This window comes from Lysinibacillus cavernae, from assembly GCF_009724685.1.
GTDB lineage: Bacteria > Bacillota > Bacilli > Bacillales_A > Planococcaceae > Lysinibacillus > Lysinibacillus cavernae.
Map to the genome: position 1 here is coordinate 513,566 of NZ_WMEF01000003.1, position 26,757 is coordinate 540,322.

36 protein-coding genes are annotated in these 26,757 nt (G+C 35.2%); 10 read left to right on the forward strand and 26 right to left on the reverse strand.

Annotated features, from left to right (window positions below; genetic code table 11):
* The first annotated feature begins 147 nt into the window (after positions 1–147).
* The 4 genes from GJU32_RS10150 to GJU32_RS10165 all read left to right on the forward strand — a co-directional run bounded on the left by GJU32_RS10150 (position 148) and on the right by GJU32_RS10165 (position 3,951).
* Positions 148–1,281: a hypothetical protein gene (locus GJU32_RS10150; protein ID WP_155591823.1), complete on the forward strand. Its 1,134-nt coding sequence runs from the start codon at positions 148–150 to the stop codon at positions 1,279–1,281.
* 173 nt (positions 1,282–1,454) lie between these two features.
* Positions 1,455–2,951, forward strand: a complete 1,497-nt coding sequence (locus GJU32_RS10155) for a serine hydrolase domain-containing protein (RefSeq protein WP_155591824.1) — start codon at positions 1,455–1,457, stop codon at positions 2,949–2,951.
* A 145-nt stretch (positions 2,952–3,096) separates the two neighbouring features.
* On the forward strand, positions 3,097–3,576 hold the full coding sequence (locus GJU32_RS10160; RefSeq protein ID WP_155591825.1) for a GyrI-like domain-containing protein: 480 nt from the start codon (positions 3,097–3,099) through the stop codon (positions 3,574–3,576).
* 195 nt (positions 3,577–3,771) lie between these two features.
* Complete coding sequence (locus GJU32_RS10165; RefSeq protein WP_155591826.1) at positions 3,772–3,951, forward strand: YjcZ family sporulation protein; 180 nt, start codon at positions 3,772–3,774, stop codon at positions 3,949–3,951.
* A 230-nt stretch (positions 3,952–4,181) separates the two neighbouring features.
* Here the strand turns inward: GJU32_RS10165 and GJU32_RS10170 are convergent, their stop codons facing one another.
* From GJU32_RS10170 to GJU32_RS10195, 6 genes are all read right to left on the reverse strand, one after another.
* Entirely contained in the window at positions 4,182–4,577 is a 396-nt protein-coding gene (locus GJU32_RS10170; RefSeq protein ID WP_155591827.1) for an NUDIX hydrolase, read from the reverse strand.
* Positions 4,578–5,097: 520 nt separating this feature from the next.
* The gene (locus tag GJU32_RS10175; protein ID WP_155591828.1) at positions 5,098–5,391 is read right to left on the reverse strand and encodes a hypothetical protein; all 294 of its coding nucleotides are present in this window, start codon (positions 5,389–5,391) and stop codon (positions 5,098–5,100) included.
* Positions 5,373–6,353 (reverse strand): anti-sigma factor, encoded by a 981-nt coding sequence (locus GJU32_RS10180; RefSeq protein ID WP_155591829.1) that lies wholly within the window; start codon positions 6,351–6,353, stop codon positions 5,373–5,375. The genes GJU32_RS10175 and GJU32_RS10180 overlap by 19 nt, the downstream gene beginning before the upstream one ends.
* Before the next feature lie 2 nt (positions 6,354–6,355).
* Positions 6,356–6,832, reverse strand: a complete 477-nt coding sequence (locus GJU32_RS10185; protein ID WP_155591830.1) for a sigma-70 family RNA polymerase sigma factor — start codon at positions 6,830–6,832, stop codon at positions 6,356–6,358.
* A gap of 506 nt (positions 6,833–7,338) precedes the next feature.
* A complete protein-coding gene (locus GJU32_RS10190) occupies positions 7,339–7,686 on the reverse strand; it encodes a VOC family protein (RefSeq protein WP_155591933.1) in 348 nt (115 codons plus the stop codon).
* A gap of 126 nt (positions 7,687–7,812) precedes the next feature.
* A complete protein-coding gene (locus GJU32_RS10195; RefSeq protein ID WP_155591831.1) occupies positions 7,813–8,787 on the reverse strand; it encodes a tRNA dihydrouridine synthase in 975 nt (324 codons plus the stop codon).
* Between the two features lie 717 nt (positions 8,788–9,504).
* On the opposite strand from GJU32_RS10195, the gene GJU32_RS23370 reads away from it, so the two are divergent.
* Positions 9,505–9,600, forward strand: a complete 96-nt coding sequence (locus GJU32_RS23370) for a putative holin-like toxin (RefSeq protein ID WP_230875005.1) — start codon at positions 9,505–9,507, stop codon at positions 9,598–9,600.
* 668 nt (positions 9,601–10,268) lie between these two features.
* A complete protein-coding gene (locus GJU32_RS10200; protein ID WP_155591832.1) occupies positions 10,269–10,451 on the forward strand; it encodes a hypothetical protein in 183 nt (60 codons plus the stop codon).
* A 215-nt stretch (positions 10,452–10,666) separates the two neighbouring features.
* Here GJU32_RS10200 and GJU32_RS10205 read toward each other — a convergent pair whose 3' ends face one another.
* The gene (locus GJU32_RS10205; protein ID WP_420798379.1) at positions 10,667–10,759 is read right to left on the reverse strand and encodes an IS3 family transposase; all 93 of its coding nucleotides are present in this window, start codon (positions 10,757–10,759) and stop codon (positions 10,667–10,669) included.
* A 100-nt stretch (positions 10,760–10,859) separates the two neighbouring features.
* Here GJU32_RS10205 and GJU32_RS10210 point away from each other — a divergent pair, with 100 nt between their 5' ends.
* Complete coding sequence (locus GJU32_RS10210; RefSeq protein WP_230875006.1) at positions 10,860–11,351, forward strand: hypothetical protein; 492 nt, start codon at positions 10,860–10,862, stop codon at positions 11,349–11,351.
* Positions 11,352–11,699: 348 nt separating this feature from the next.
* Here the strand turns inward: GJU32_RS10210 and GJU32_RS10215 are convergent, their stop codons facing one another.
* From GJU32_RS10215 to GJU32_RS10230, 4 genes are all read right to left on the reverse strand, one after another.
* Positions 11,700–11,876, reverse strand: coding sequence for a hypothetical protein (locus tag GJU32_RS10215; RefSeq protein ID WP_155591834.1), 177 nt, complete (start codon positions 11,874–11,876; stop codon positions 11,700–11,702).
* A 14-nt stretch (positions 11,877–11,890) separates the two neighbouring features.
* Entirely contained in the window at positions 11,891–12,784 is an 894-nt protein-coding gene (locus tag GJU32_RS10220) for a S8 family peptidase (RefSeq protein WP_155591835.1), read from the reverse strand.
* A gap of 46 nt (positions 12,785–12,830) precedes the next feature.
* Positions 12,831–13,523 (reverse strand): hypothetical protein, encoded by a 693-nt coding sequence (locus GJU32_RS10225; protein ID WP_155591836.1) that lies wholly within the window; start codon positions 13,521–13,523, stop codon positions 12,831–12,833.
* A gap of 383 nt (positions 13,524–13,906) precedes the next feature.
* A complete protein-coding gene (locus GJU32_RS10230) occupies positions 13,907–14,119 on the reverse strand; it encodes a hypothetical protein (RefSeq protein WP_155591837.1) in 213 nt (70 codons plus the stop codon).
* Between the two features lie 887 nt (positions 14,120–15,006).
* On the opposite strand from GJU32_RS10230, the gene GJU32_RS10240 reads away from it, so the two are divergent.
* The 3 genes from GJU32_RS10240 to GJU32_RS10250 all read left to right on the forward strand — a co-directional run bounded on the left by GJU32_RS10240 (position 15,007) and on the right by GJU32_RS10250 (position 16,757).
* Entirely contained in the window at positions 15,007–15,519 is a 513-nt protein-coding gene (locus tag GJU32_RS10240) for a hypothetical protein (RefSeq protein WP_155591838.1), read from the forward strand.
* 159 nt (positions 15,520–15,678) lie between these two features.
* On the forward strand, positions 15,679–16,146 hold the full coding sequence (locus tag GJU32_RS10245) for a PH domain-containing protein (RefSeq protein ID WP_196426646.1): 468 nt from the start codon (positions 15,679–15,681) through the stop codon (positions 16,144–16,146).
* Positions 16,147–16,202: 56 nt separating this feature from the next.
* Entirely contained in the window at positions 16,203–16,757 is a 555-nt protein-coding gene (locus tag GJU32_RS10250) for a hypothetical protein (protein ID WP_155591840.1), read from the forward strand.
* 68 nt (positions 16,758–16,825) lie between these two features.
* On the opposite strand, the gene GJU32_RS10255 is transcribed toward GJU32_RS10250, so the two are convergent.
* The 15 genes from GJU32_RS10255 to GJU32_RS10325 all read right to left on the reverse strand — a co-directional run bounded on the left by GJU32_RS10255 (position 16,826) and on the right by GJU32_RS10325 (position 26,606).
* Positions 16,826–17,533 carry a peptidoglycan recognition protein family protein gene (locus GJU32_RS10255; RefSeq protein WP_155591841.1) on the reverse strand — a complete coding sequence of 236 codons (708 nt, stop codon included), beginning with the start codon at positions 17,531–17,533 and terminating at the stop codon, positions 16,826–16,828.
* A complete protein-coding gene (locus GJU32_RS10260; RefSeq protein WP_155591842.1) occupies positions 17,530–17,934 on the reverse strand; it encodes a phage holin family protein in 405 nt (134 codons plus the stop codon). Before GJU32_RS10260 ends, GJU32_RS10255 begins: the two co-directional genes overlap by 4 nt.
* A 159-nt stretch (positions 17,935–18,093) precedes the next feature.
* A complete protein-coding gene (locus GJU32_RS10265) occupies positions 18,094–18,423 on the reverse strand; it encodes a hypothetical protein (protein WP_155591843.1) in 330 nt (109 codons plus the stop codon).
* A gap of 86 nt (positions 18,424–18,509) precedes the next feature.
* Positions 18,510–18,671 (reverse strand): hypothetical protein, encoded by a 162-nt coding sequence (locus GJU32_RS10270; RefSeq protein WP_155591844.1) that lies wholly within the window; start codon positions 18,669–18,671, stop codon positions 18,510–18,512.
* A complete protein-coding gene (locus GJU32_RS10275) occupies positions 18,671–18,961 on the reverse strand; it encodes a hypothetical protein (RefSeq protein WP_155591845.1) in 291 nt (96 codons plus the stop codon). The genes GJU32_RS10270 and GJU32_RS10275 overlap by 1 nt, the downstream gene beginning before the upstream one ends.
* A gap of 13 nt (positions 18,962–18,974) precedes the next feature.
* Entirely contained in the window at positions 18,975–19,811 is an 837-nt protein-coding gene (locus GJU32_RS10280; RefSeq protein WP_155591846.1) for a glycine-rich domain-containing protein, read from the reverse strand.
* Complete coding sequence (locus GJU32_RS10285) at positions 19,812–20,150, reverse strand: hypothetical protein (protein ID WP_155591847.1); 339 nt, start codon at positions 20,148–20,150, stop codon at positions 19,812–19,814.
* Positions 20,150–20,965, reverse strand: coding sequence for a putative phage tail protein (locus GJU32_RS10290; RefSeq protein ID WP_155591848.1), 816 nt, complete (start codon positions 20,963–20,965; stop codon positions 20,150–20,152). Before GJU32_RS10290 ends, GJU32_RS10285 begins: the two co-directional genes overlap by 1 nt.
* Before the next feature lie 10 nt (positions 20,966–20,975).
* On the reverse strand, positions 20,976–21,323 hold the full coding sequence (locus GJU32_RS10295; RefSeq protein WP_155591849.1) for a phage tail fiber protein: 348 nt from the start codon (positions 21,321–21,323) through the stop codon (positions 20,976–20,978).
* Positions 21,320–22,360 carry a baseplate J/gp47 family protein gene (locus tag GJU32_RS10300; RefSeq protein ID WP_155591850.1) on the reverse strand — a complete coding sequence of 347 codons (1,041 nt, stop codon included), beginning with the start codon at positions 22,358–22,360 and terminating at the stop codon, positions 21,320–21,322. The genes GJU32_RS10295 and GJU32_RS10300 overlap by 4 nt, the downstream gene beginning before the upstream one ends.
* Positions 22,361–22,807 carry a DUF2634 domain-containing protein gene (locus tag GJU32_RS10305; protein WP_155591851.1) on the reverse strand — a complete coding sequence of 149 codons (447 nt, stop codon included), beginning with the start codon at positions 22,805–22,807 and terminating at the stop codon, positions 22,361–22,363.
* Positions 22,807–23,166, reverse strand: coding sequence for a DUF2577 domain-containing protein (locus tag GJU32_RS10310; protein ID WP_155591852.1), 360 nt, complete (start codon positions 23,164–23,166; stop codon positions 22,807–22,809). Before GJU32_RS10310 ends, GJU32_RS10305 begins: the two co-directional genes overlap by 1 nt.
* Entirely contained in the window at positions 23,167–24,144 is a 978-nt protein-coding gene (locus tag GJU32_RS10315) for an XkdQ/YqbQ family protein (RefSeq protein ID WP_155591853.1), read from the reverse strand.
* The gene (locus tag GJU32_RS10320; RefSeq protein ID WP_155591854.1) at positions 24,144–24,566 is read right to left on the reverse strand and encodes a hypothetical protein; all 423 of its coding nucleotides are present in this window, start codon (positions 24,564–24,566) and stop codon (positions 24,144–24,146) included. The genes GJU32_RS10315 and GJU32_RS10320 overlap by 1 nt, the downstream gene beginning before the upstream one ends.
* A gap of 12 nt (positions 24,567–24,578) precedes the next feature.
* Positions 24,579–26,606, reverse strand: a complete 2,028-nt coding sequence (locus GJU32_RS10325; protein WP_155591855.1) for a phage tail tape measure protein — start codon at positions 26,604–26,606, stop codon at positions 24,579–24,581.
* Positions 26,607–26,757: the final 151 nt, after the last annotated feature.

The following is a 26,757-nucleotide window of genomic DNA, read 5'->3' on the forward strand; positions in this document are numbered from 1 at the left end:
TTTTCGAGTAAATAAGTACCCTTTATCTTTTCTTCTTTTTGAGACACAATTTCTTTGAAAATTTTTCTTAAAAAGATAAAACTTTTTCTATTGGTAAAACGTCTAATAATTGGTAACAAAAGTTAACCTAAAGGAGAATGGATAAACATGAAAAAGCCTGTTAAAAAAACATGGGTATTAGCTTCAGCACTAACACTAGGGATGGCCGTACTTACACCGCTTCAGGCTGGTGCAACATCTGTTGAAACAACAAATAATGTCAATGTCACAGTACAAATAGAACAAAAAATAAAAGGTACCGTTAAATATTTTGATGTCGATGGTATTAACATTAAAGGAACAGATGGAAAAAATTATTTTATTGGTTTACACAAATTCTCTGATAAACAAATCGAACAATTAAAGTTAATGGAAGGACAGGAAATTTCAGTTGAAGGTAGCATTGTGGAGGATTACTCTGACTTCTTTACCTTTGAAGTATTTAAGAAAAGCTTACCTAAAGAAGTAACGAAAGAAGAGTTAGTCCAATTAGAAAAGCTCTTTCATGATATGAAAAAAGCTGAGAAAGCAGAGAATTATGAGGAAATGGAACGAATTTATCAGGCGATGGATAAAATCACAAGACCTTATGAATTAGCGAACTGGCAACCTGAGCCCTTTGAAGAATTTATCAATGAAGCTATGTTCACTGAAAAAAATATCGTCATCAAAGCTCAAGATAAAGAACAGCTGAAAACTCTTTATACAGAATGGATAAAGTTTGTAAAAGAAGATAAATCAGAAGCAGCTCAAGAAAAAATAGATAAAATCTATTCTATTCTCGAACCTTATCACCAAGCACTTTATCCACCTCTTACATTTGAACAATACATGGTTGATATGAATGTAGAATTAACAAAAGAGGAACTTGCAGAACTTAAAACTATCTATGAAGAGGCTCAAAAAGCCGAAAAGGATAAAAACGAAGAGTTATCGATGAAATTATGGGATCAATTCTATGAGATACTGAACTCACACTTTAAATATGAACATATTTCCTTTGAAGAATATATGGCTGATATTGAATTCGAAATTAGTCAATCGGATTACACAAAATTAAAACAACACTACGAAAAAGCCGTTACCCTTGAGAAAGATGGAGAAGAAGAAAAAGCTGGCGAACAATGGGAAGCCTTTTACAAAATTTTAGACCCTTATTACGAAGCCAATAGAGACATTCTCATCTCAGCATCTAAACTAATAGTGAACGGGCAAGATTTACTTCCAGAACAAACTAAATAAACTATTAAGGCTCTCCTATTGATTTGGGAGCAGCCTTTTTATATTTTTTGACGTTACAAAATTGTCATGTAATCCTTTGAATAGTCATGTTAATCGATAGTTCGACCATAATTTGCTTGTTATAGTAATCAATGTTGTAACAAGTAATTTATATTCTAAAGAGAAAAATGAGCATGACACTATCATCTAAGAATGTTGTGATGATCGCAGTAATGTTGGTATTTTGTACATTAATACCATCGTTTGCACATGCAACATCAAAAGAAACAATGAATAAAATTGACCATTTTATTGAGAAGCAACAAGCCCTCAGTAAAATTCCAGGTCTCTCAGTAGTAATTGTTGCTAAAGGAGAAACAGTTTATCAAAAAGGCTTTGGTTTTGCAGATTTAAAGACAAAAACACCCGTCACTTCTGATACCCTTTTTGAGCTAGGCTCCACATCCAAAGCTTTTACAGGACTAGCTATTCTACAATTAGAAAAACAAGGATTGTTAAAACGATCAGATGATGTTCGAAAGTATATCCCATGGTTAACATTAGCCTATAATGAAAAAAAACAGGTCATTACGATTCAGCAGTTACTGTCTCATACAAGTGGGATTCCCTCTAGTTCAATTGCCCGAATTCCAGAAAGTACTGCTGATAACGCACTTGAGCTAACGGTCAAAACATTACTTGATCAACCATTAAATCGCAAGCCGGGCAGCTCATTTGAATATGCAACGATCAACTATGATGTCCTAGGGCTAGTCATTGAGCAACTATCGAATCAGCCTTTTGATCAGTACATCAAACAAAAGATTTTAGAACCAATAGGTATGCATCACTCATTTGTAGGTATACATCAAGCACCATCTACAGCGATGGCTTCTGGTTATAAAATAGGTCTTATGGGAGAGCAACCATACACACCCCCTGTCTATCGTGGAAATATTCCTGCTGGCTATATCATCAGTGACACCAATGATATAGCGAGATGGTTAAAGTTTCAGTTAGGAAACAGTGACGTTTATTCAATTGAGAACAAGGTCATTCGAGAATCACATGCCCCAGATAAAACCGTTGAGCCTTTTGATACGAATACATACTATGCAAACGGTTGGGCAGTTGTGGAAAAGAACAAACAGCAATATATTTACCATGCTGGAGAAAATCCAACCTTTACATCCTATTTCATCATGCAACCTGATGAACAAATAGGCGTAGCTATTTTAGCTAATATGAATACAAGCTTTACCACAGCGATTGGACAAGGTGTCATGGATTTGTGGGAAGGCAACACGATTCAAGATCAACATGTTAGTAGCTATCAGAAGCTAGATAAAATTGTAACTATAGTAAGTGCAATCGTCATAGCAATCAGTATGATTTTCTGTTATTTATTATTTAGAGGTGTCCATAGTCTTTTTAAAAAGCAACGCTGTGTGGCAAAATTAACTTACAAGAAAATAATCCTATTGTCTGTCCATATTGGACTCGTTGTCATACTACTGACTATGATATTTTTCGCACCTAATATGTTACTTGGCGGCTTAAATTGGACATTTATTAAAGTTTGGGCACCAACTTCTATTTCGGTATTATTGTATAGCATTATTTTGACAAGTGTTCTTTTTTTATTCGTAGGCATTACGCTAATTGTTACTAAAAAGAAAGTTCAAAGTTGAGTGGTTTGGCACATAGGAATAGCAATAGCTTATACAACCATTCTTAATGAAGAACTTTTCTATTACTAAGAACTTAAAATCACCCATTGTTCTGATTTCCGTGAGCTTTTCTAGATCATCCTATAGATAGAAAGGTTAGTGAAAAATGTTATTAAAAGATATTGAAATGATTAGCAGACAAGAAATGAAATTAATTGGTTATTCTACTAAGGCTAGCTTAAATGAGGATATTCAATTAAACATCGTAAAAAATCTTAGAGAACAAGTTTTAAATGAATTTCCACAAATTACGAATAGGATCAACGATAGTATTTATCTTATTCAAGTGTATGATGATGAAGAATGGACTCCAGATACGCCCTATACACATATAATTGCAGTGGAAGTAACAGATTTTTCTTTTGTCCCAAATAATATGATTACACATACAATTCCCAATGGAAAATTTTTATTATTTAAACACCAAGGACCTGAAGAGGGTATAGATAGCACCTACGTTTCAATCAATGATTGGTTAGAAGAAAATAATTATGTTACACCACGATCATTCGATATGGAACAATGGGGAGATTTAACAGCAATGAATAATAGCGATAATTTAATTAAAATCTATATTCCTTTATAGATTGAAAATTGAATGACAAATGCATAAGAAAAGCCACGATCATGTGACTATTATCATCATGTTGTGACAATTTTTTTCGTAAGTATCATCAGCTTTCCTTTTTTGTTTTTTTACCTAAATACGATTAATTAGACGAAAACCCCCTCTTCTTTCAACATCAATACATACAATAAGTTGAAGAAAGGAGAGGTTCAAATGGGATACTATGGAAACGCAGGTAATTATAATTGTTGTTACGGAGGCTATGGTAATGACTATGGCAAAGGTTATTGCATGGACCACGGTAAGGATAATAGTTCAACATTCGTATTAATCGTTGTACTATTTATTCTGCTAATTATTGTCGGCGCAACTTTCGTGCAAAAAGAATATTAATATTTATCATTTTTAAGTGAATGAAAATATGGTAAGCGCCTTTATTAATGGTAACGGTCTTTCCATAACCCTATTCCTTATACACATTTACTGTGACAAAAGGGTCGCTCCCAGCCTGGTGACCCTTTTGTCATTCTCTAACATTAATCAGTATGTGAATTCACTTTCCCCTCAAAATACTTACTAGCTATGTGAATAATAAAAATTTTATCCTTTTAAAGGAAGTATCACTACATATATAAGGACTGTATCTTTAAAGCAACCTCTTGTGGCTTAACATCCATTGACAACATTTTTTCAATGCCTATCCATACTGGTAAATAGGTTCCTCTATCTTTGTATTTATCCGTAAACTCCTCACCTTGTCCAGTCCCAAATTCTCCTCCAACTATTTCAGATAGGAAAAAATATTGATTGCCATTAAATTCAACTTGTGCAATACATTCCTCGACCTTGACTATCACCCCTAGCTCTTCTAATGCCTCTCTTCTTGCTGCATCTTCTGGTTTTTCATTTTCCTTAATGCCACCGCCAGGAAAAACATAATAAACCTTACCATTTCTTTCCCTTCGAATAAGTGCAACCATATTATTTTCAACGATAACTACTGAGCTTCTATTTCTCACTTTTGTAACACCCTTTCTTACGCTATTTTTTGTGCTCTTGCTTCATTTTATTACGTATTAGCTTGAAACTATATTCTCTACTAAATTGGGCTAAGATGAAGTTAAACACAATTTTGGCTTAAGCTATTTAACGGTTAGGATTGTCGGAATAATGTTAAAAAATGAAATTAATCAAGATACTGAATCGTAAATTTCCTTAAGAAAAGTCAGTGACTATTTTGGAAAAAGGGGTCAGGTCATATGAGGAAATGGTGGCAAAGAAAGAAAAGCGAAGCAAGGAGAGCCAAGAGGAGTCATAACATGTACCCTCTAGTAGATTTATTTTTTGACATACTATTTTGGATACCAGAATTGATTTTATTCCCATTTAGATTAATTTATTGGCTATTTAGAGGTTTAGGAAGATTTATTGTAGATGTATTTTAAAAACAGATCAACAAGATTCATTTTCATTTATGATGAAAAATCAGTCAGGTTACCCTGACTGGCTTTTCATCTAGAAATTACTGTTTCAGCCTTTTCACGGAAATGGGGTAATAGACCAGCCAACCATAAATATGACAATCATAAATATTACTAGGTAGCAGCTAAGAAATATTCCCCACTTTCCAAGAGCACGGCTAGATTTGGGTATGGCAGCAAGTATGCCAAAAATGAATATCAAGATAATAACTGTCTTAAAGCTAATAGTTAATGGCGCATCATACCCAATGATAATCCAACTATTTATTATTATAAGTGTCCATAAGCCTAAGCTAACACTAGCCCAGCCAAAGACATTAAAAATGAACTTATTTAACGCACCCAGTTCCATAATTTAACCTCCCCAAGTTTTATATGTTTAATCATTTTTAGATTTTGTAACTGTTCAATCTCAGCTTTAGGGCCTGTAATGACAACAGCATAAGTTTTCATGTCGTGTTGCGCTAAATAGTTTATTCTTTCTTTTAAGTCCAGATTTTTATGTGCGGAAACAGCGGTAGCCGTCTTCTCATAATCAGCCAGAAAGTTTAGGATGGATAAAAAAGTTTGTTCATGAGAAACTGAATCTTTAAATGGCGACCAATTTGTATTGTCTGGTTGTACAGGATAGCCAATAGGCGAAACAACATTACCATTAGCACTCAACATGGTGTCTTCTACACCCGTATATATGGCTGCCCATGTGACATCTACTTTTGGCATTTGCCGTATAACTTCATCAACTGAATATAAATCATTGAAAGAAATATAAGCTTCTACCACTGTTTCATTTGGTAATCCTTTTAACACTTGTCGCTCATCAGTTGTATTAAACTCTGCTCGATTCTTTGGATGCACTAGCCACTGATTTGTTACAGTTGGGTGTTTTGGATATGTTTTTTCTAGTTTAGAAGTAATCTTCTTTTCAACTAAATCATTCAACATAAAGCGTGTATCATAATGTTTAATGGGATAGACCTCATCACCTATCTGCTTGAATTGCTCAAATGATAATCCCATCGAAAAAAGCGAAAAATCCATATCAAATTCAAGTTCTTCTAATGTCGTGTTCGGTTCTGTTACATAAAGAGTTTGACTTGTCACATCCATTAAGGTTGTAGATTTTGTACCGAAAGCATAGTACAAAAATGTTAACATATAACAAGTAGGCACAATTAAAAGGGCAATGGTCAACGTGGTTAAAATAAGTTTCCACTGAGATGATACAATGGCTTTTTTTATAACCTTTGTAGAAGGTGCATCTCTTTTTTCACTATCCTTTGCTTGTTGTAATAATTGTTTATATGAATCCAACATTATTCCTCCTTCATAATCAATGCGCGCATTTTTTTACGTCCTCGCGCTAAATGACTTTTCACTGTATTCAAATTTAAATGTAAAATATTCGCAGCTTGTTCGTTTGTACAGTCATGCACATCACATAACAAGATAAGCTGTTTTTCGATCGGTTTAATTTGTTCTAGTAGATTTAATAATTTCACATAAGCATCTTGTTCAACAATAATTTTTTCCGGTGTATTTGAATGAATTTGGTCAACATTGTCTGAAGTAATATACCGCATTTCTTTCCGTGTACTATCGATATATGTATAGTAAGCTACTTTAAAAAGCCAAGGTTTGATATCTTGAATTTCTTGACCAAGAAGGGTGATATGCGCTTTTGTAAATGTATCCTGAAGCAAATCCTCAGCTGCACTATGATTTTTCGTAAGCGAATATAAATAGCGATATATATCATTCATATAGGTGATATATATTGTTTCAAGTTCCATCTCTTCCCACCTTTCACTCTATCCTCGTTTAAAGGCAAAAAAAGGTTGCAAAATAATAAAAAAATTTACTATCATTTACGCAGAGGCATTATTACTCCATATTTTTTCGAGTTCGCTCGAAAAGTTCCTCTTCAAAATTAATGGCACCGTCGAGCTTTTGGGCAATATGATGTTGGTCACACCGACTTCGCCACAGTACGTGCCACTTTTCGATGGTGTTCCACTTTTTCAGCGGGGTTCATTCATCTCACCACTAAAGAGCGGAGTGTCTCCAGCGAAATCAAGATAAATGGTAACTGAAAGATAACGCAATAAAAAACAGCAAAAACCCTTTATTACAATGGGTTTTTGCCGTTTTATCTAATTAATAAGTAGGAGGTATAGCTTGGTACTTGAGCTTTTCATTAAAAGAACAATTAAGTAATAAGAGCTGCCTATACAACGCAATGATCTTTAATTAACCACTACTCTTATTGAAAGCTATCTTTTACATTATTATTATCCTATTACTTCTCCCAGAGCTCTATACGTCTCCCCTCTGGATCTTCAATCCAAATAAACTTTCCAAATTCATTCTCCATCTTTTCCATCACAAGGGGAACACCTATTTTTTCAAGATGTTTAATACTTTCATCCAAATTTTCAACTTGAAAGTTTAACATTACTTGTTGTTCAGTTGGAAAATAGCTATCATTTTCAGAGAAGAAGGAAAAGATCGTTTCATTGTCTGATTGTGGTGTAATAATAGTGCCATTCCAATTTTCAATTTCAATTTTCAAGACCTCATTATACCACTTTTTCATAGCCTCTAGATTTTTAGTCCTCCAGAAGATACCACCAAAACCCTTTATTATCATAAGAATCTCCTCCCTATCCCATTGTAAATTCTTTCAAATGCTTTAACAGATATAGTACTATCCTATTGCTGTCTGTTTACAGCGTAAAACTTGAAACTATTTTGCATTTATATCTTTCTAACGTTAGTCGTTTATCATATTTGCTTCAAAGTTATTAAGCGATGTACGCACTTCATCCGTTGACTTAGTATTCATCAACTGATTTCTTAATTCACTTGCCCCGCGGAATCCTTTGACATATATTTTGAAGAAGCGATGCAGCGCTGTAATAGAACGTGACTCTAATTCTCCTGAATATTTATCATACAAATCAAGATGTAAACGAAGCAGTTTAAGGTATTCTTTACTGCTATGCTCTTTTGGCTCTTTTTCAAATGCAAACGGATTTTTAAAAATACCTCGCCCAATCATAACCCCATCTATACCATATTGTTCAACGAGCTTTAGGCCAGTTTGACGATCAGGAATGTCACCATTGATTGTTAGTAGCGTATTCGGTGCCACTTGGTCACGTAACTTTTTGATTTCCGGAATCAGCTCCCAGTGTGCATCTACTTGGCTCATTTCTTTTCTTGTGCGTAAATGAATAGAAAGATTAGCAATATCCTGTTTGAATATATGAGTTAGCCAATCATGCCACTCGTTTATTTCTGTGAAGCCAAGTCTAGTTTTCACACTAACTGGTAGCCCTCCCGCTTTTGCTGCTTGTATAATTTCTGCTGCAACTTCTGGACGAAGGATTAGACCACTCCCCTTCCCTCTCGATGCCACATTCGGTACAGGACAACCCATATTAATGTCAATCCCTTTGAATCCTAGCTCTGCCATCCCAATACTCATCTGGCGGAAAAATTCTGGCTTATCTCCCCATATATGTGCCACCATTGGCTGTTCATCTTCTGTAAAAAGTAATCGCCCACGCACACTTTTCTGTCCCTCTGGATGACAATAGCTTTCCGAGTTTGTAAACTCCGTAAAAAATACATCCGGTCTACCCGCTTCACTTACGACATGACGAAAAACTACATCCGTCACATCTTCCATTGGTGCAAGTACAAAAAATGGCCGAGGCAAATCCTGCCAAAAATTATTTGTCATATTCAAATTCCAATCCTTTCATTATGCGAGACAATTTCAAAGGTTCATCCCAAAATTAAAAAGCAAAAATGTCCCTACTTCCGTAACATTTATGCCATGTTTATTTTATAATAAATAGCTAAACTCCTCACTAATAGCTTGTGGTATATACAGCCAATCAATAGATGTCAGTAAGAGTAAGCAATTAAATCATTATTATAGTATAACCTAGCTTTTTTAATTTATCTTCACACAAGTTCCTCTTCAACTAGATTTTCACCAAACGTTTCTGTGAATGCCTACAACTACAATTTGGCATAGAGGTGTAGAAAACTTTAATTATCCTTACTTTTTAACCGTTTCTTACAAATATAAAAACACCTTAAACCTTTGATAGTAAAGGTTTAAGGTGTTTCTAATCGTTTCTCTATCTAAACTGCTTATTGACATCTTCCCCACGACTGACGGCAAACCTTAAAAATACGTACCAAATTCCATTCAACATCAATTGTATTAATAAAAGGTAAAATCATGATGTTGAGCAATATGGGCTAGAATGGAAATACTATCAATTTTACTCATAAACATTACCTTATTAAATAATATTTATTAATATTGGCTTATGTTTTTTGTTTAAAATAAACAAAAATGTTATAATTAAGAATACAAAATAAAGGTTTCAAGGGCGGTCGGCACATCTTCTTCTTTGCTTTAGCAAAGGGAAAGGAGGTGATGTCGATGACAACATTCGAAACATTGACCATAATGATTAGTTTTTCTTCATTAGTTGTGTTGATTCTTTCATTGTCATTTACTTTTACTAAAAAAAAGTAAATCACCCCACTAAAACCTTGGCGGGTTAGGGATGATTTACTCTCTCAGTGCCAATCGCATTTGAAGCGATTTATTTTGTTAAAGGACTGTACAAGCGTTGCACCGCTGTACGGTCCTTTTAATTATCTGTATGATTTACGTCAAGTATACCATATTATTTACAAATTTCAAATGATGTACACTACAATATGTTCATCCACTTGATTTAATACCAATCACTTATTCGGAGGGATCACATTAATACTTTGGCCATTTGAGCACGTTTAAGATGATATAAATATCTTGCCTAGATTCCAATACATGGTGATCATTTTTACGATTACGGAGAGTAATTGTATAACGAATAGTTACAATTATTTTTTTGGAGGCTAAATATAATATCAGTCAAGAAGTGACTTCGTGATACTTTTTCTGTGTAGAAACTCTTAGTTTTCCATTCTTTTCTAACGTATTCTCAAAAAAAGGAGAAATACCTTAAACCCCTGAAATCAAAGGATTTTAGGGGTTTTCCACATGGCTTACGATAATAATGTTTACTTTTGTTTACCTTGCGTTTTTAAACCACCCATAACGAAATGGTCTGAATGAAAAAATATTAAATGTGAAGTCGAAATGAACAAGGAATATTTTATTGGATAAGTTAAATAATATCTTTAGGAGGTGTGGAAATGAAAAGAGATAAAAAAATCACAGAATTTGCAACAGACGAGCCAACAAAACAAACATTTTCTAGAAGAGCAGAAGGTAATATTAAAAAATCTAATGAGCGTGAAGGACATACTGAACTCCCTCGCCCAAATGAAGAAGACCTTATTATTAATGAGAAAAAAGGTAAGTCAACTTCATTATAATATAAGACAAATTAGCGTTTTATTTATCAATTTTGACTACTCTATTATGGGTGGTCTTTTTAATTATCTCCACATCGTGTATTACCATACAAAAAAATCAAGATCACCATCCAGGTGCTCCACCCCAAAAGTTAGAGTGAAGTGACCCCTAAAAGTTAGACACGGTTATTTCGTTTAGGCAGTTTGGATAAAATGGGTTTGGTATTGTACCGGCCTCATTCGTATTTTGCCTTCATCCGTTTCGTGTTGTAATACGTTATATATATTTCAAGTTCCGATTTAAACTGTTCTACACTTTCTCGGACCACCTTATTAAAATTAATGATGAATAATGATATTTAATGGAATATTAATCCTGTTTACCTTGATAAGAATAAAACGATAAAATATGTTAGGCAAACTGTAAATTTGCTACAGGGTAATATTCAACAGTTATACATAGGAAGTGAAGAATTGTATTATATAGTACTCTCAATAGGATTATTGCTTGTTCTCTCACAAGCTGTATTATTAATTTTTATGTATCAAGACAAAGAATTACTATCTTTTGATGGGTTTAAGTCTCTCTTTGCTTTTTTAATAGGTGTTTTAATTTTAGCGGTGACCCTACCAAGTCTAAAATCTATTATTCAAAAAGAATATGACGTTATTAGTGGAGATTGTACGATTGAGGTTGATTCATTCGGACGCTCTGCATCAGCAACTTTTGAAATGATTGAAACCGGTGAACAATATATCATTTACGATATCCCTGAACTGGATGCTTACGGTAAGTCAATTCCTTACTATTGTAAGGTGACAGTTACAAAAGAGAATATGTTTATAAAAGAAAATATGTTTAATATGGGCTACGAAATTTATGATGTAAAATCACGAAAACTACTATTAAAAAATGACTAGAGACGAATTTAACCGCCTCTAGTTTTATTTTGCGCAAAGATCGCATATATAGGATAATTGGCTATTTAATAATCGTTGATTTTTTTAACAACGCAAAAAAACCTCCTAACGTTTAGTTAGAAGGCGTTTCAATTTCCGCAGTTAGGCCGCTCAATTTCTGAGACTAGTAATTATAGCAGTAAACTTGAACATGACATGTGCTAGGCTTTTCTTAGAATTTGTAAATAACGAATAAAAATGACCAGGTACTCACTTTCAATTGAGCTACTGGTCATTTTTTTAACTGAAAATAATTCTTCCAAGGATGATTCCTAGTAACAACCTTTCCTTAACACATATTTTTTATGGTCAAGAATCCCTTTTGGACTTTTTATGTTCCATATAACTCCAAGGAATAGAAATAACTATTAAGAAGGCAGCAAAAAGGGTAATAATAGTTTTAGAGTTTGAAGATATAGATAAGTTTGCTGTAACAGTACTTATAACGGCTGCCAGTATCGCTAAGTAATATGGTCTTAATACCATAAAATTGGCCCCCTTTACAATGAATCAATCTTTTCAAGTGCTTGTAAGTACGTTAATTCTTGACTATTAATAGATTCTAATAATGTTATAATAGTATCATTTGACAGATTTTTATTTTTCAAAAAAGCATAATCTTTTAATAGTGCAATATAGCCTGATATTATAGCTGTTGCTTGAGATGTACCGCTAGTTTTTATTATTGTTTCGTTCAAATTGATTGTTGATATTTCATGACCTGGCGCATTAATAGTTGCTGCGTTAGAGCCGCTTGTTAAATCAAGTACATTTCCTGAAGCATCAATTGCCCCAACTGAAACTACTTCATCTAAAATTGCGGGATACATTAATTCTGTATTACCGTAATCTCCTGAGGATGCTACCACTGTAATACCCTTATTAACTGCTGATTTTATTGCTTCTGTAATATCCTTATCCTCAAAATGGCTTGCAATACTTAAATTAATAATAGAGGCACCTTTTTGAATGGCCAATTCAATAGCATTCTTTATAATTGTTGGTGAAACTGAATTATCATCATTCATCACTTTAATTGCCATTATTTGTGCTTCCGGACTTATACCTTTTATATTATCACTAATACCTTTAATTATGGAATACATCATAGTGCCATGACCATTTGTATCTTCAATATTTTCATCTACTAACGATTCTTCAAATTTTAAATTTCCACTGTATATAGAATTTAGACCCGTGTCAATAATAGCAATTGTTTGTGATTTACCTTTAGAGATTTTATGAAGTTTTTCATAATCTAATAATTGTAATTCCCAAGGTGTATCATCTTCGCTATTTTTCCCATAATCAGCTAAAAAAACACTATAAATTGCAAATGATATTCCTGAAAATACTAAAAGCGTCCAAATTACTTTAGAGGAAAATTTTTTCAATTAAAGCACCTACTATAGATTTCCTATTATTAAATTTAATATTTACTTACTGAGGCTCGACATCAAAAACTAATACCCAATACAAATCGATTCTAACCCCTCTATTTGTGTTTCCATTATGATATTCTACACGGTTAGCTAATTGATTACACCATAGTGCCGTAACACCGTTAACAGAAGCAGGTATTGCTCCAGCTGCTCCAAAAATAACACTAGCAAGTGCAAGACCAGTTGTCACACCAGCTGCATCTCTTAACGTGTATACATATTCCCTAGCAGCAGCTGTACTCATATATCGTCGATTACCCCACCAGTGAGATTCATCGTAAGTAGATCCACCCTGAATATAAAAGTTTTTATCAGTAGAATCTATCATTGTACCGTTATCTAATACTATCAGTTTACCATCTTCAATATCCTCATTTAGATTATCGAATTGAATTTCTAAATCTTGGATTAAAGTTTCCTTTGTAATAGGTACATTTATACCTTGTTCTCTAGAAAGATTATTTAACATTTGGATATCATATTGATCTAAATTACTTAAGATATTATCTTTTTCTGTAATTTTAAAACCTTCAGATGAAATATCTAGATTCTCTTCTATCACATTAATAATGTTTTCTAAACTTCGTTTATATTCTTCTTCATTGCTAGATGCTTTTGCATAAAATGGAACTTGAGTAAAAAATAATGCTAAGGCAATAATAAACACAATTATTTTTTTTATATTTTTCATTGTTAGTTCTCCTTAAAGTTTATTATTTTTACAAAAAATATCCTGCCGACAGATAAATAAAACTATACTCGAGTTAAATATATCCTATCATTTCCATAAATGTATGTTCAATGGTTGCTTCACGCCAATTTTTTGGCGCCTTTTTTCAATTTTATACACTTCACGCCACATTCCGCCAAATACAGCGCCATGTTTTGGCGGTTGAAATATTTCCCAATTATACTAAAGTAATATTTCCACCGATTTAACACAAAATAATTGACACATATACCATTATAGTGACCATTCATTTTCAATTGTAATTTAATTATATTTCACAATATCGTCACTTGACGTCGGATACAAAAACGTTGTATTGCATAAATATTGCTAAATACTATACTTCATAGTTTTTTAACACGCTGTGCAATAATAATCTTCAAACCTTCACAATCACCGTTTGTCATAGTTCCATTATCGAATTTCTCCAACCAAAACTTATCAATCAATCCTTTATCGACTGCCTGTTTTATATAATCACGTAATGCAGCCTTAGTTGTTGAGTTTGTAAATTTCATCATGTCATCATTCTCTACTATTTGTTTGTTCTGATTCATTTGGCTTCATAGCTCCCTAAATGCTTTCCAAGAAGCTATTCCAACGATTTCTGCAAATATAAGATGCGGATTTATTACGAAAAACCCTAGATGCATTAGAAATCGAACATATCTCCATCCATGGTTTACGACATATACATGCCAGTGTCTTAATCCATTAAGGTGCTAACATTCATTCTGTCTCTAAACGATTAGGACATTCAGATATTCAAACAACACTTGATAACTATTCGCACGTATTAAAAGAAATGAAAGAACGAGATGAAGCAATAGCGATTAACGTTTATTCATCTTAATTTCTTTGTTCACCATGTTTACATTTTGTTTACCTAATTTAAATTTTATATGTTATTCTATGCGATTTTCAAAATACCAATAAAAACAAAAAAACGCTCAAAACCCAGTATTGATAAGGTTTCAAGCGCTTTTCATTTCGGTTAAAAATCAACCATTAATTTGTAATTGACGTCCCAGGAGGAAGTATCCTATACTCCCGAAACGTTAGTATGACTGACTTTATATAAACTATTGTGTAGAAAATGTGTAGAAAATAATGCATAAGCTTTTTTAGTTAATTAGGTAACTCACCCATAATTATGCCCTCGGAGGGCATAGTAAAAGTGCATAATATCAACGTTTTATAGGGTTATTGTGTAGCATTTGTGTTGCGACAATTAATCCTTGTTTTTTTGCACTTAAATTACTTCTCTTACTCTACTAGGAATCGCATTCTTTATCAATAGGAAATTATCCATTTTGAAATAACAGATAATTAGCTTAATAGAGTATATACTTATTAATAGAAACTAGATAAGTTGTATGATTTTTATATGTACATTTCTCCCATAATTTCCTACAATAGAATTATTGAGGGAGGATTTTAAACTATGAAAAAAATTTTTTATATTGGTGTTTTGTCAGCACTTTTACTAACTGCATGTGGAGAAGAAACTGCTCCTAAAGAGAATACTTCAACTACTGAACAAACTGATACCAACACTAAACAAGCTGATACAAATACTGAGGTGTTTAATTGGCAGGAGGAAATCTCAAAATTAGCTTCAAATTCTGACACTGCTGCTGATAAATTTTATGCACTTGAAAAAATGTTAATGGAATATACTGCAACTGACTCAGAGGTTAAAGAATTTTCAACGTATATTGTTGATGACTATAAATCTGGTAACTACCTAAGTGAAATCGATAATCATAAACGTATGTTAACTAATATTTTTAAATCTTATTATGTTGAGAAAGATAGTGAAGGAGCAATAAAAGATTTCGCTTTTGATTACCTCCAAAACATGAAATATACATATCGTGGTGTCGATACTGTAGATAGTGAAGCTGTAAAATCTAATGAAGATCAAATGAATGAAGCTCTTAAACAAATTCAATAATTATCTCAAACACAAGCTACTCAAATCAAAGGAGTAGCTTTTTATGTGTACTATTTACAGCATTTTCTATAGAATGAATTTACAAATATCTGTAAGGGGTGCATGACATGGACACTATCGCTGAAACTATTATTCGCTGGATTTGGTAAAAAGAAAGCAATGGCTAAACAAATTCAAATGTTCGATGATCGCTTAACGGATCAAGGTGAAACTTTACTCGCTGTATGTGCATCCATAAAAGGCATCAAACAGCTTTATGTTACTGACAAACGTATTTTATTACACGAAATCAAAGGCATTGTTTCAAACGATGAAAGAAGCATTCCTTTAGCTTCAATTAGCAGTATCAACATTTCTAATAAGCTCGTTTACTCAACAATTGAGATCGTATCTACTGGAAACAAAGCAATCATTGATGATGTGCCAGCGCATATAGCACTTGAAATTAAGAGTGGGATTGAGAACCTTAAAGCAATGGCTAAAACGTCAACTGCACCTACAGGTAAACAGGAAAAGGACATGTTTGATGTAGCTGATGAAATTCGAGAATTGAAGGAACTATTAGAGGACGAATTAATAACTCAGGAAGAATTTGACGCGAAGAAAAAGCAATTGTTAGGGATATAAAACACGATCAAAAATATAAAATTTTGTTTTTTGGCAAAAGGAGAAAGGAATATTCTATGAATAAAATTAACATAAAACCTATGAGAAAAGATTTGAAGAAAAAATTAAAGGTTATTAAACAAAATGCAGAAAAAATACAAGAATATATTATAGATGGAGAAAAAGAACTCGATAAAGAGTATTTACTTCCTGACTTTACAAAAATGGAAATTGGTGATTATTTCAAATTTAGAATAAATCAATTATTGGCATCCTTAATTATTGAGACAATGTCCACAATCGAAGGTGCACTAAAAATAATTTACCAAATATTGAACACTAGTGATAATATACAAGAATTACATAATGTAAATGTAACGAAAATTATTTCAAAGTTCAAAAGAGAGACTTCGGTCAAAATGGACCAATCAGATTTTCGTTTATTAAACACTTTTATTGAAAAAAGAAACATTCTAGTTCATGAACAATTTAATATTGCAGCAATCGAAAATAATGAAAGCAATCAATATAATTATGTAATAAGTTACATAAATTCAAGTTCTAGAATTATTAATCAATATTTGAAGGACATTGAGCAACACTTGAAAAAGAAAGGAAAAAGAAAAAAGTAACGCATAAATATTAGTTATTTGCCAATTAATAATGACCAGGTACTCATATGAGCGCCTGGTCATTGCTTTTACTTAGTTTTTCGATTTGTATATGCCATGGCATAACTTATAAGTTCTTTGTCGGTATACTTATCTACATTTTCATGTTTGCTAGAAAATAACTTTTCTTCTACACCTCGCTTAATCATTTCTTTACATGAAGCACGACCAGTTTCATTTAATAATTCTTGTGCCAACTCATTTCCCTCCTTTTGTCCTGATTCTTTTGGTTTCATAGCTTCCTCTATACGTTTCAAGAAGCTATTCCAGCGGTCTTCTGCCAAAATGCGGTGAGGGCAATATTTCCCTGACCAATCCTGGTGTTTCTTCACTCGCTCAATACCCCATCCAAACTGTTTTAAAAGCTTTGCAATGTATTGAACAGCGTTTTCCTCTGCAACGCCATAACGCACACCACCACTTTTGCTATAGCAAATCTCTACTCCAATAGATAGGCGATTACCTTTCTTTAAAGCGTTAGGATCTTTGTCGCCACCACCATCACCCGTATGCCAAGCTGAGCGATTAAAAGGTATTGCCTGAATAACCTCTTTATCATCTACTGCAACGTGATAAGAGACCTGATTGTTATTGCCAAGCATGTAGGCAATTTCATTAGCTGCAGGCGCATCATTGGCTGTATTGTGTACTGTAATAAATTGTGGTGCCATGGTATATGGAGCCTTTAATGAATACTTATTTGAAGGTAAAAGAGTTTGTTGGAATATGTAGCTCATTTAACCTCACCCTCTCCTGTTTTATCCTTAACGATTGCTAAAATATTTTTTACAAAGTCAGGCATTGGCAAGCCCATTTTAGTACCGTTTTCCGTGATTGAAATAAATTCTAGTACACAAAATGCAATGGCTGCCCCATCCCCTGCGTACTCGATACCAGGGATCACAACGGACAATAAATAAACTGATCCAACTAACATTAGATAATAGATTTTCCGTATGATGCCGTTAAAGCCTGTACGACTATTTAAGTTTTGATTAACAACTCCACTCATGATGCCAGTTGCATAGTCAATAGCCATGAAACCGATAAGAACGGTAACGGCCATTCCCAGACCATCCACTGAATATGAAACGATTGTGCCTATGGTTCCACTTACTAGAGCAATCCATTTTTCCATTTGAACACTTCCCTCTTTGCATAATAAAAAGGACACGCCTTATGACGTATCCTTTAATTCCCCAAACTTTTATGGAATATAAAAAGCACCCTCATTTGAGAATGCTCATTTTTTATTAAAACTCCATACCACTTTTTTCTGAATTTGTGGCAAAATACGTTACTTCCTTGTTTTTAACATTACTTTCTCGTATTTTGTGATAGCTTCAAGGATAGCACCATTTTCGCTATAGTCATCTAAATTAATGCCTGAATCCTCAGCCCATTTTGAAAATAACTTTTCTTTAAAACCACTTTCTTCATAAGAACTAATAATAGAAAGCAAATCGGAAATATGATTTCCAACAGGATATCCTAGATGATAAGTAATTCTTGTTTCGTCCCCACTTTCATCGTATGAATATTTTGTTGTATCAATCAATTTCCAACCGTCTTTTAAATAGCTATTTACATCTCTTTCTGTAGCAGCTGCAATTTTAATATAATCCATACTTAACTCCCTACCTTTCATCTACTACAATTTCGACAAAAGGTAATGTTTTCCTTCTTTATTAGACATAAAAAATAACGCTAAGTCTATGCTTGCGTTTGCTGTGTATCCATATCTGTTAATAGCTGAGTATATTCTTCATCCGCCAGTTGATTATTGGCGTAGAAGACATTTACTTTCTTTAGCATATCATCATAGCTGTAACGGTTGCGATCAATTAAAAATTTACATAAGTCATATACCTTCATTATAATTTTCCTCCCTGGATGCCCATTTCATTCATGGCAATTAAGTATTCTGTATTGATAAGCGTTTGTGCCTGCATTTCTTCAACGGTTGGCGGTGACTCAATTGGCGTTGGTTCGGGTATAACTGGCGCTTTAAATTCGCCTGTTTCGCTGTTGTAGTCCCAACCTTCCTGAATATCGTCTCGGCCTGTAATCTCTATAAAATTCTCCTGATTAGGATAAGGAGGCAGTTTTTCAGCTTCAAAAATCCAATGTGCTTTAGTGTTTTGAATTTGTACGAATTTCTTCACTCTCTATCACTCCTTAATACTCTATAATGACAATGCCATCGCCACCATTGGCAGATGTTTTTCTCGTAACACCGCCTGACCCTGCGCCATAACCAATAGTATTTTGGGTTATAGAATTAGCATCACCGCCATTACCAAATCCAGCACCACCACCTAGAGCGTACAAGACATTTCCAGCAGAATCATTATTTGAAATTCTAAGCATTACTCCTCCTATGCCATAAGGAGTATTAACGAGATCTGTAACAAATGCGTCCAATGCATACATATTAACACTCGATGGTATGGTTCCAGGATTACAAATCGGATTATTGCCGAAAGCCTTAGCGAATCCATCAGGATACGCTCTCAATGGTGCACCTCCTGAACCTCCATTACAAACAATGCCAAAAGCTGAAGAAGCTCCCCCAGCTTTTCCTGTTACTTGTTGTCCATTAGTGGTACCTGTTACACCTTCTCCCCCCTTACCAACAATAATCGTATACTGAGTATTTGGTACAACTTTCACTGGCTTACCTGCTACATATGCGCCTCCCCAACCACCCCAAGGGTAGGAAATAACCTCATATCCAACTGCAGCGCCACTACCTCCACCCCCAAACATTGTTAATCTAATTACCTTCACACCTTCTGGACATGTCCATGTATAAGTGCCAGGTGTATTAAATAGATCGATGTTTCTTTTTAAATCACCGTTTTGTATTTTTTGCAAGACAGTATCTTGTTTTACATTCAAGCTATCTACACCTGTTTTAGTGGTATCTGTAGTAGTTTTGATTGTATCTACTATATTTTTTATTGCATCTTGTGTTAGTTTATCAGGAAAATATGTCTTTTCAATTTCTGTCATCTACTCTACCTCCTGTTGAACGATATAAAAGCCACCTGCATCTACACCAAATCCTAAACGATATTTTTTGTTATTATCGCTATTGGTATAAACATGTGGCATTGGATTAATAACATGGCTTTCAATCTCCTGCTTAACGTTAATCACTTCATTCTTTACCTCGTTAATGGCACCGCCAATTGTTTTATCCTCTGTTTCTAAATCAGGAATCGATGCTGTACCTTTTTGCAAATCACTTACTGCAGCATCCAAAACATCCATATTTTCATTAATATCTGAGATCAAAATGTTGTCTGTTAGCCCTGGTTTCTTTAGATTCAAATTTGGTGTATGTTCCATTAGCTCACCTCATTCCATATTCGTATATCATCCCATGTCATATGAGTTGCACTTCCCCAGGTACGATTTTTCACAAAGTCCCAAACATTGAAGGTGTACGCATAGCCAAACTCTAAATGAGCTGGCACAATAATATCTATCGCTTGCATAAGGCCACTCAGATTATCAGGAATGCCCTTTGTTCCAATGAATTTGATTTCGTATATGCCTGGCGTACTTGTTGTATTTATTTCTACTTCGCCATTGCTATATGCAGCTGCTACAGCCTTTATAGTTTCTTCGGTTGTTTGGTCAAAGCTTGCGCGATTTCGTGATGATATTTGCTCTCTGCGTTGGTCATAGCGTAATGTGCTATTTGGTTTAATGCCAAGATCACGTTCATAAATAGGCAATGCTTCTATAGCTGTATCGATAAAAATATTACGGTTCACAATTTCTAACTGTTGCTCTGTATTTCTTAGCTCCCGATCATCAGTCGTGAGGATCGTTCTAAAGACGTTTGATTTACGCTCATACAACGGCAAATACTTCATCATGTCGGATAGATAATCTTTTGTAGAAACAACTATACTTGTAATCATTTCAGCTCTTGTCTGCATGATAATAGGTGATTGAACGACCTTTACCCCTTGCGATAGCTGCTCAGTAATCACCTCGTTTGTTGCACCTGTTGAAGCAATGGGAACACCTTGCCCCTGCAGTTCTGTTTCAGTAATCATTAACGCAAGTCGAAAACATTCCCATTGGTGCGCTGATAGCTCACCCCAGGTAAAGACAGATACTTGCCCCCACTCAGACTGCGGTATTGCATGCATTTGTCCTCACCTACCTTAAACGGACAATTAAATAGTTTTCAGGGATCTTGTATTGGCTGGATACATCGATGTTTTTTGTGAATTCTGCTTGCGACTTAAATAGCAAATTGCCACTTGTTTTTGCATCAAGAATCCCAATGTGCGTAATATCTCCCCATGTCTCTGCAGCAATAGGAAACAAAATATCAGCGCTGTTCGATGTTTGGCCATCTGTTGGCGCTGTGAAACCTGCAGGTTGTCGTGAGTAGCTTGCTGCATTTACTTCAACGTCACCATTGAACAAGGCAACAAAAACTGGCGTTGTCCTTAAATTGTCCGTCAGAACTTTATTTTTCAAATAGACTGTCATGTGATTCATTCGTTAACACCTCCCATTACTGGCACCCCATCTTCAGGAATAACCACATTAGCAGTTGATCCATTAATTAATAGATCCTGATAATCTAAAACACCCTCACTATCGATAACTTCGCTGCCTGTTTTTGCATAGCTTACATAGGATACTTTAAAAGCAATTTCTTTTAGATATTCAATCATATTTTCCTTTATATACTTCTTAACAATTGGTTCGGTGTATCCGTCCACTAAACTTAAAGTAGCTGAAATATTTATTGGTACTCCGATGGCGGCCATAACACTTAAATCTTCAACTCCAAAAGGCATTTGCTCTGATATATGGTCATGTACTTTTTGCACTAATTCGGCACTAGCAGGTAATTTGTTCGCATCGATCACGACTACTTTCATTGATAATGGGCCGTTGTAGCGAGGGAATATCTTTGCATCACCAACACCTGTTACTTCTAACGCCCATTCTCGATAATGATATTTGTTGCCTGCTTTGCCCGGACGCTGCAGCTTATCATAATAGCGCTCGCGTAAATCATGATCTGTTTCTTCCTCGTAGCCATCTACGACAGGATAAGGATTGTACACGTTCACAAGGCCATTGATAGATGCAGGGAAATTTACGATTGTGTTAGCTGGCACGTTTCCTATTGGACCGAACTCATTACATTGCACACGAACATGAGCGAACCCACTTTCATTAAGAACAGCTTCTTCGATGACTGTGTATAATATTGATTCTGTGCCAACTAATTCACCAACTTTAACAAGTGTGCCAGCTGTACCCGAAACAATGACGGTTGTTGTCGCTATTGTAGCAGGTTTACGGCTAACACCTGTCCGCTGATAAACTGTTCTTGTTAACTCGTCACCTGTTAATTTTTCAACGTCTAACTTTTCCTGTACTGCAGCAATTTTTTCTTGTTGTTTTGCAAATTCTACGGCCACTGGCTTTGTAATGTCATAAACAAAATTACCTTTTGACTTGTCGTAATCATCGCTTATATTGGTAATCATCCGATCATGAATAATCTTTTCATCTTCCATCTACGTTGCCACCTTCTTTATTGGCTCGTCCATTTCGAATGCTCCCTCTACTGTGACGACTCTGAATTTTATTCGCATCCACTTTCCGTCATGGCTGAACTGCCATTCCTGAATTTCTTGAATGTGTGTATGTTCCATCAAGGATGCTGAGACTTCTCGTTTTATTTCTGCTTCAATAAAGGCGCGAGGCAAGCTAGAACCTATCAAATCCTCCAACGTCACCCCATAAGGAATGTCTTTGTAAATGCGGAATCGAAAGCGCTCAGTTTTAAGTACTTTTAAGATCCATTGTTTTAAGGTTTCGAGACCATGTGTCTCAACCATTTTTCCATTTCTAAATACAAAATCACCTTTATCAAAGTCATACAAAAAAGACTTACCTAGTGGCGGCAAGTCCGTTTTAACTTCCTGTGTATCAAATTCTAGTTGCGCGATCTTTGGTAACATTATTCAAACCTCACCGCCTTACCTACGACAAAATAAAGTTGTTCATCTGCAGTAGGTAACAAAATCACTTCGTCATTTTCTTTAAGCGTGTCCTTTGTTGTGGATTTCACTTCTTTAGCTTCAAACTTTTGAAATGGGCTATCAGTAAATCGAATTTCACCCTCTAGCTCAATTTCACGTTCATAATCTTCGAGAACATGAGCAGCGAAAACCAATTGGCTATTAGTTAGTATGACTGTATCATTTAATCGTATTTGAGCATTAGGCGGTGGAGAAATAACAATACCTGTAGACATTGAAACTTGCTTAGGATTTTTGTTTTCATGAAACATTTTTGCTAGATTTGTTATTGCATCCATTTACTTCACCTCTAATGTAGGCTTCATGGTGTGAATGCCTTTGCTAATCGTGTGCAATACATCTTTAATTATAAAAGTACCTTTAATACCTGTGGTTGGTTCCTCTAATTTAAACAATCGGCCAGCTCTAAAATCATCATGGCCCATCAAATCAACGCTATTTTCCTCTATCACTTTTGAAAACTGTTTTAATTCATTTTCTGCAATCTGTTTAGCGCTTTTCTTTTCATTCTGATCTAGCTTCACAACTTTTGTAATACGGCCATACTTCTCAGCCATTTTACTATCTGACTTGGTTAAAACCACTTTGTCGTTGTTTCCGACAACCTGAATTGTATTAGCCATTTCTGTAATGCTGCGCCTTTTTGAAGGATTCATAAGGGCCGAATGAATATCATACTTTGGGCCACCTTCAAACAATTGAAATGTGCCTGTTACCACTACATCACCTTGCTTTTCGATGTATAGTTTGCCCTGGCGCATTTCCATGATGTATTTCACACCTAATGATTGTTCTGCAGTAGTAAGAATGTCTTTTATAATTTCACTTACTTTTTTATCGTTGTATATTTGATCGATAGGTTTAGGAATAGATACAATCTTACCCACTTGGATATTGAAATCTTTAGCGATTTTCTTGATACAAGCATCTGCAGATAATTTTTTAAATTGATATACAGCTGAGGATTTATTTAGATAAAAGGCATAATCAAAGGCAACATAAACAATTGGTGATCTGCCATTTTTCAACTCGTCCACAATAATAGCTCGCGTAATCTCTTTACCGTTATTGTAAAGGGCCACCATATCGCCAATGTCACATGGATTTTTAGGGAAGTAATTCATATCAGTGAAAGCAATGCTGAAATTAATTTCTTCCCCTAATTCCTCCATGTTGCTACGCCAGGTTAATGTGCCAAGCAAGGGCGTAATATTCGTCATGGTTTCACCTTTTATTAGCCATAGTTCATGTGCCATCATTTCACCTTCTTTGTTTCTAAAATAATCTCTTTAAATTCTGATAGGGCCAGTGAATAATAAACATCACCCGAACCGTCTTGTAGCCCTGGTTCAAAGTTTTCAATCGTCACTAGCATATTAATAGGCGTGTTGGACATGATTAATCGAATTGGCATTTCTTTATCTATCCAGCTCTCAATTATTTCGTAATACTCCCACCCGAAATATTTATTGTTTCGTGAAAATGCATACTTCTTTGAAGGAAAAAAGGAATCAATCGTAAGTGATTTCAAGCCCCTACGTCCAAGTAATTTAATGTCACCCTGATTAATTGTTGTAAAGACTTCATTACTCACAGGGCTTGGTATTTTAAAATCAGGTGGCACTATAGGAAGTTGAATTATTTGTTTTCGATCCATTGTGCTTAGAAAAATATCCATCAACTCAACCCCCTATAAATTGGCCAATCTTAATTGTAATAATGGCACAAGCTCATTAGCTACTTCCATTGCTGTAACCCCTTTAGCATTTAGGTTTTGAATAATAACCTGAACACCGCCAGTATTTGAAGCTGTTTGCTGTGGTGTACTTCCTCCTGCAGGTGTAGGCGTTGTTGCAGCAACAGGTGTTGATTGCACCATTTGATCCACATTATCGATTGATCCGCCAGCTGCTCGAATCCTTTCAGATTGTCGAGCTGGAATGACCATTTCATCCTTGTGTAATTCTGCTATATAGCCATCATAAGGAACACGATTCAAACCATCTGCATGTGAACCTGAAATGAAGTTACCAACGGCACCTGCAGCTTTCCCAATTGCACCACCTATTTTTGAAACCCATTCAGGCGGCTGGAAGTTACTGATTGCATTTTTAAAGTCCACGAATTTATCATAGAGTCCTTTGAAAAACCCTGTTACTGGCTGAATCTTTTGAGCAGCCCAATCATAAATGCCACCAAATACTTCGGTGGTCTTGGCCCACAATTCACCTGCTTTTGCTTTGACGGTATCCCAATTTCGATATAACAGGACACCTGCCGCAACTACTGCAGCTATCCCAACGACTACCCAAGTCAAAGGACTGGCAAGCATGGCCGTATTCATGGCCCATTGTCCAGCTGTTGCGAGGCCCATTGCTGTTTTAAAGCCTTGAACCATAGTCGTTACTGTTGAAATGACTTTTAATGTCCCCATTCCTGCAGCTACAACCCCTACCGCTGTTCCAACACCTATAAGAGTCTCTTTAATAGGCCCCCAATTTTCACGAACCGTATTGCCAAACTCGAAAGCTTTTTCTACTATGCCTTGAATTTTAGGGACTAATTCATCAGCTTTCTGTGCAACTGATCCTAGAAATTCTTGTGCTCCTGCACCATTTACAACATCGGCTATGCCTACCTGCAGTTCTCGCCATGACGAAACTAATCTATTTTTGAGGCTTCCTTCTACTTTGGATGAGGCTGCATCTGTCGCCCCCTCGAAATCCTTCATAGCGTCTTTTGATCCGAGCATTGCATACATGGCTCCTGATTCAAGGTCTTCCCATTTAGTTCCGAATAAAGCAACAGCTAATTGGTTGGCTGTTACCTGGTCATCCATACCTTGCAACTCTTTTGTAACAGCGCCAGCAACATCAGCTACGCTTGCTTCTCCCCTATTGAAGGACTCCCATAAATCAAAAGTCGATTTACTCATGGCTGAGAATGTTTCGTCAGTTGACTTTGACCCATCTTTTACACGGATCTGAAACTCTTTCATTACATCGTTTACATAATCTAAGTTGTAAACACCTGCCTGGGCGCCACGTTCCATGATGCCGAAATATTCCTCAGCACTATAGCCCATATTTCCGAATAAGGATGAATACTCCGCGACATTATCGAACATTTCATTACTAAAGTTCAATCCACGTTGGCCACCTGCAGTAAATAAGTCAAATGCTTTATCCGCTGAAATACCAAACGCTTCCATCATGTTATTTGTGCCGCGAGTGACTTCATTCACATCGCCGTCAAATGTTTTAGCTAAAAACATTGCATTTGAAGTAACTTTACTAAGTTCACCATTATCAATATTCTTCATATTTTGCTTTACGCGAGCTAAAGAATTTGTTACTTCATCTATGTTTTCACCGTACCCTTTTTTGAACACATCTTTTGCAGCACTTCCGTACACTTCCATTTGTTCTGCAGTTGCCCCAGTTTGGGCTTGTAAAGTTGAAAAAGCTTCATCCATGTCAAAGATGGACTTTGCTACCCCTGCCCCTACTGCCGCAACCCCTGCGCCACCTAAAGCAGCCGCCCCAGCCCCGACCGTTTTAAATACATTAACAGCACCTTTGCCAAATCGTTCTAGCTTGTTGCCTACTCTTGTAATACCTCGGCCAAAATCATCAGATCGATCACTGGCTCGCCTTAAATTGCTCGAAAAATCACGGTCCTGTAATGACAAGACTGCAGATATAACCCTTCTTCCCACTTCCTCACCGCCTTTACAAAAGAAAAAAGCTAGAACGGTATTGTTGCAATCGCTCCAGCTTTCAAATTTTTATCCCTATCTTCTAATTCCTTGTCCAAACTTGCTGTCATTAATAACTTTGTATCGTAATCAAGATTCAATAAATATTCAG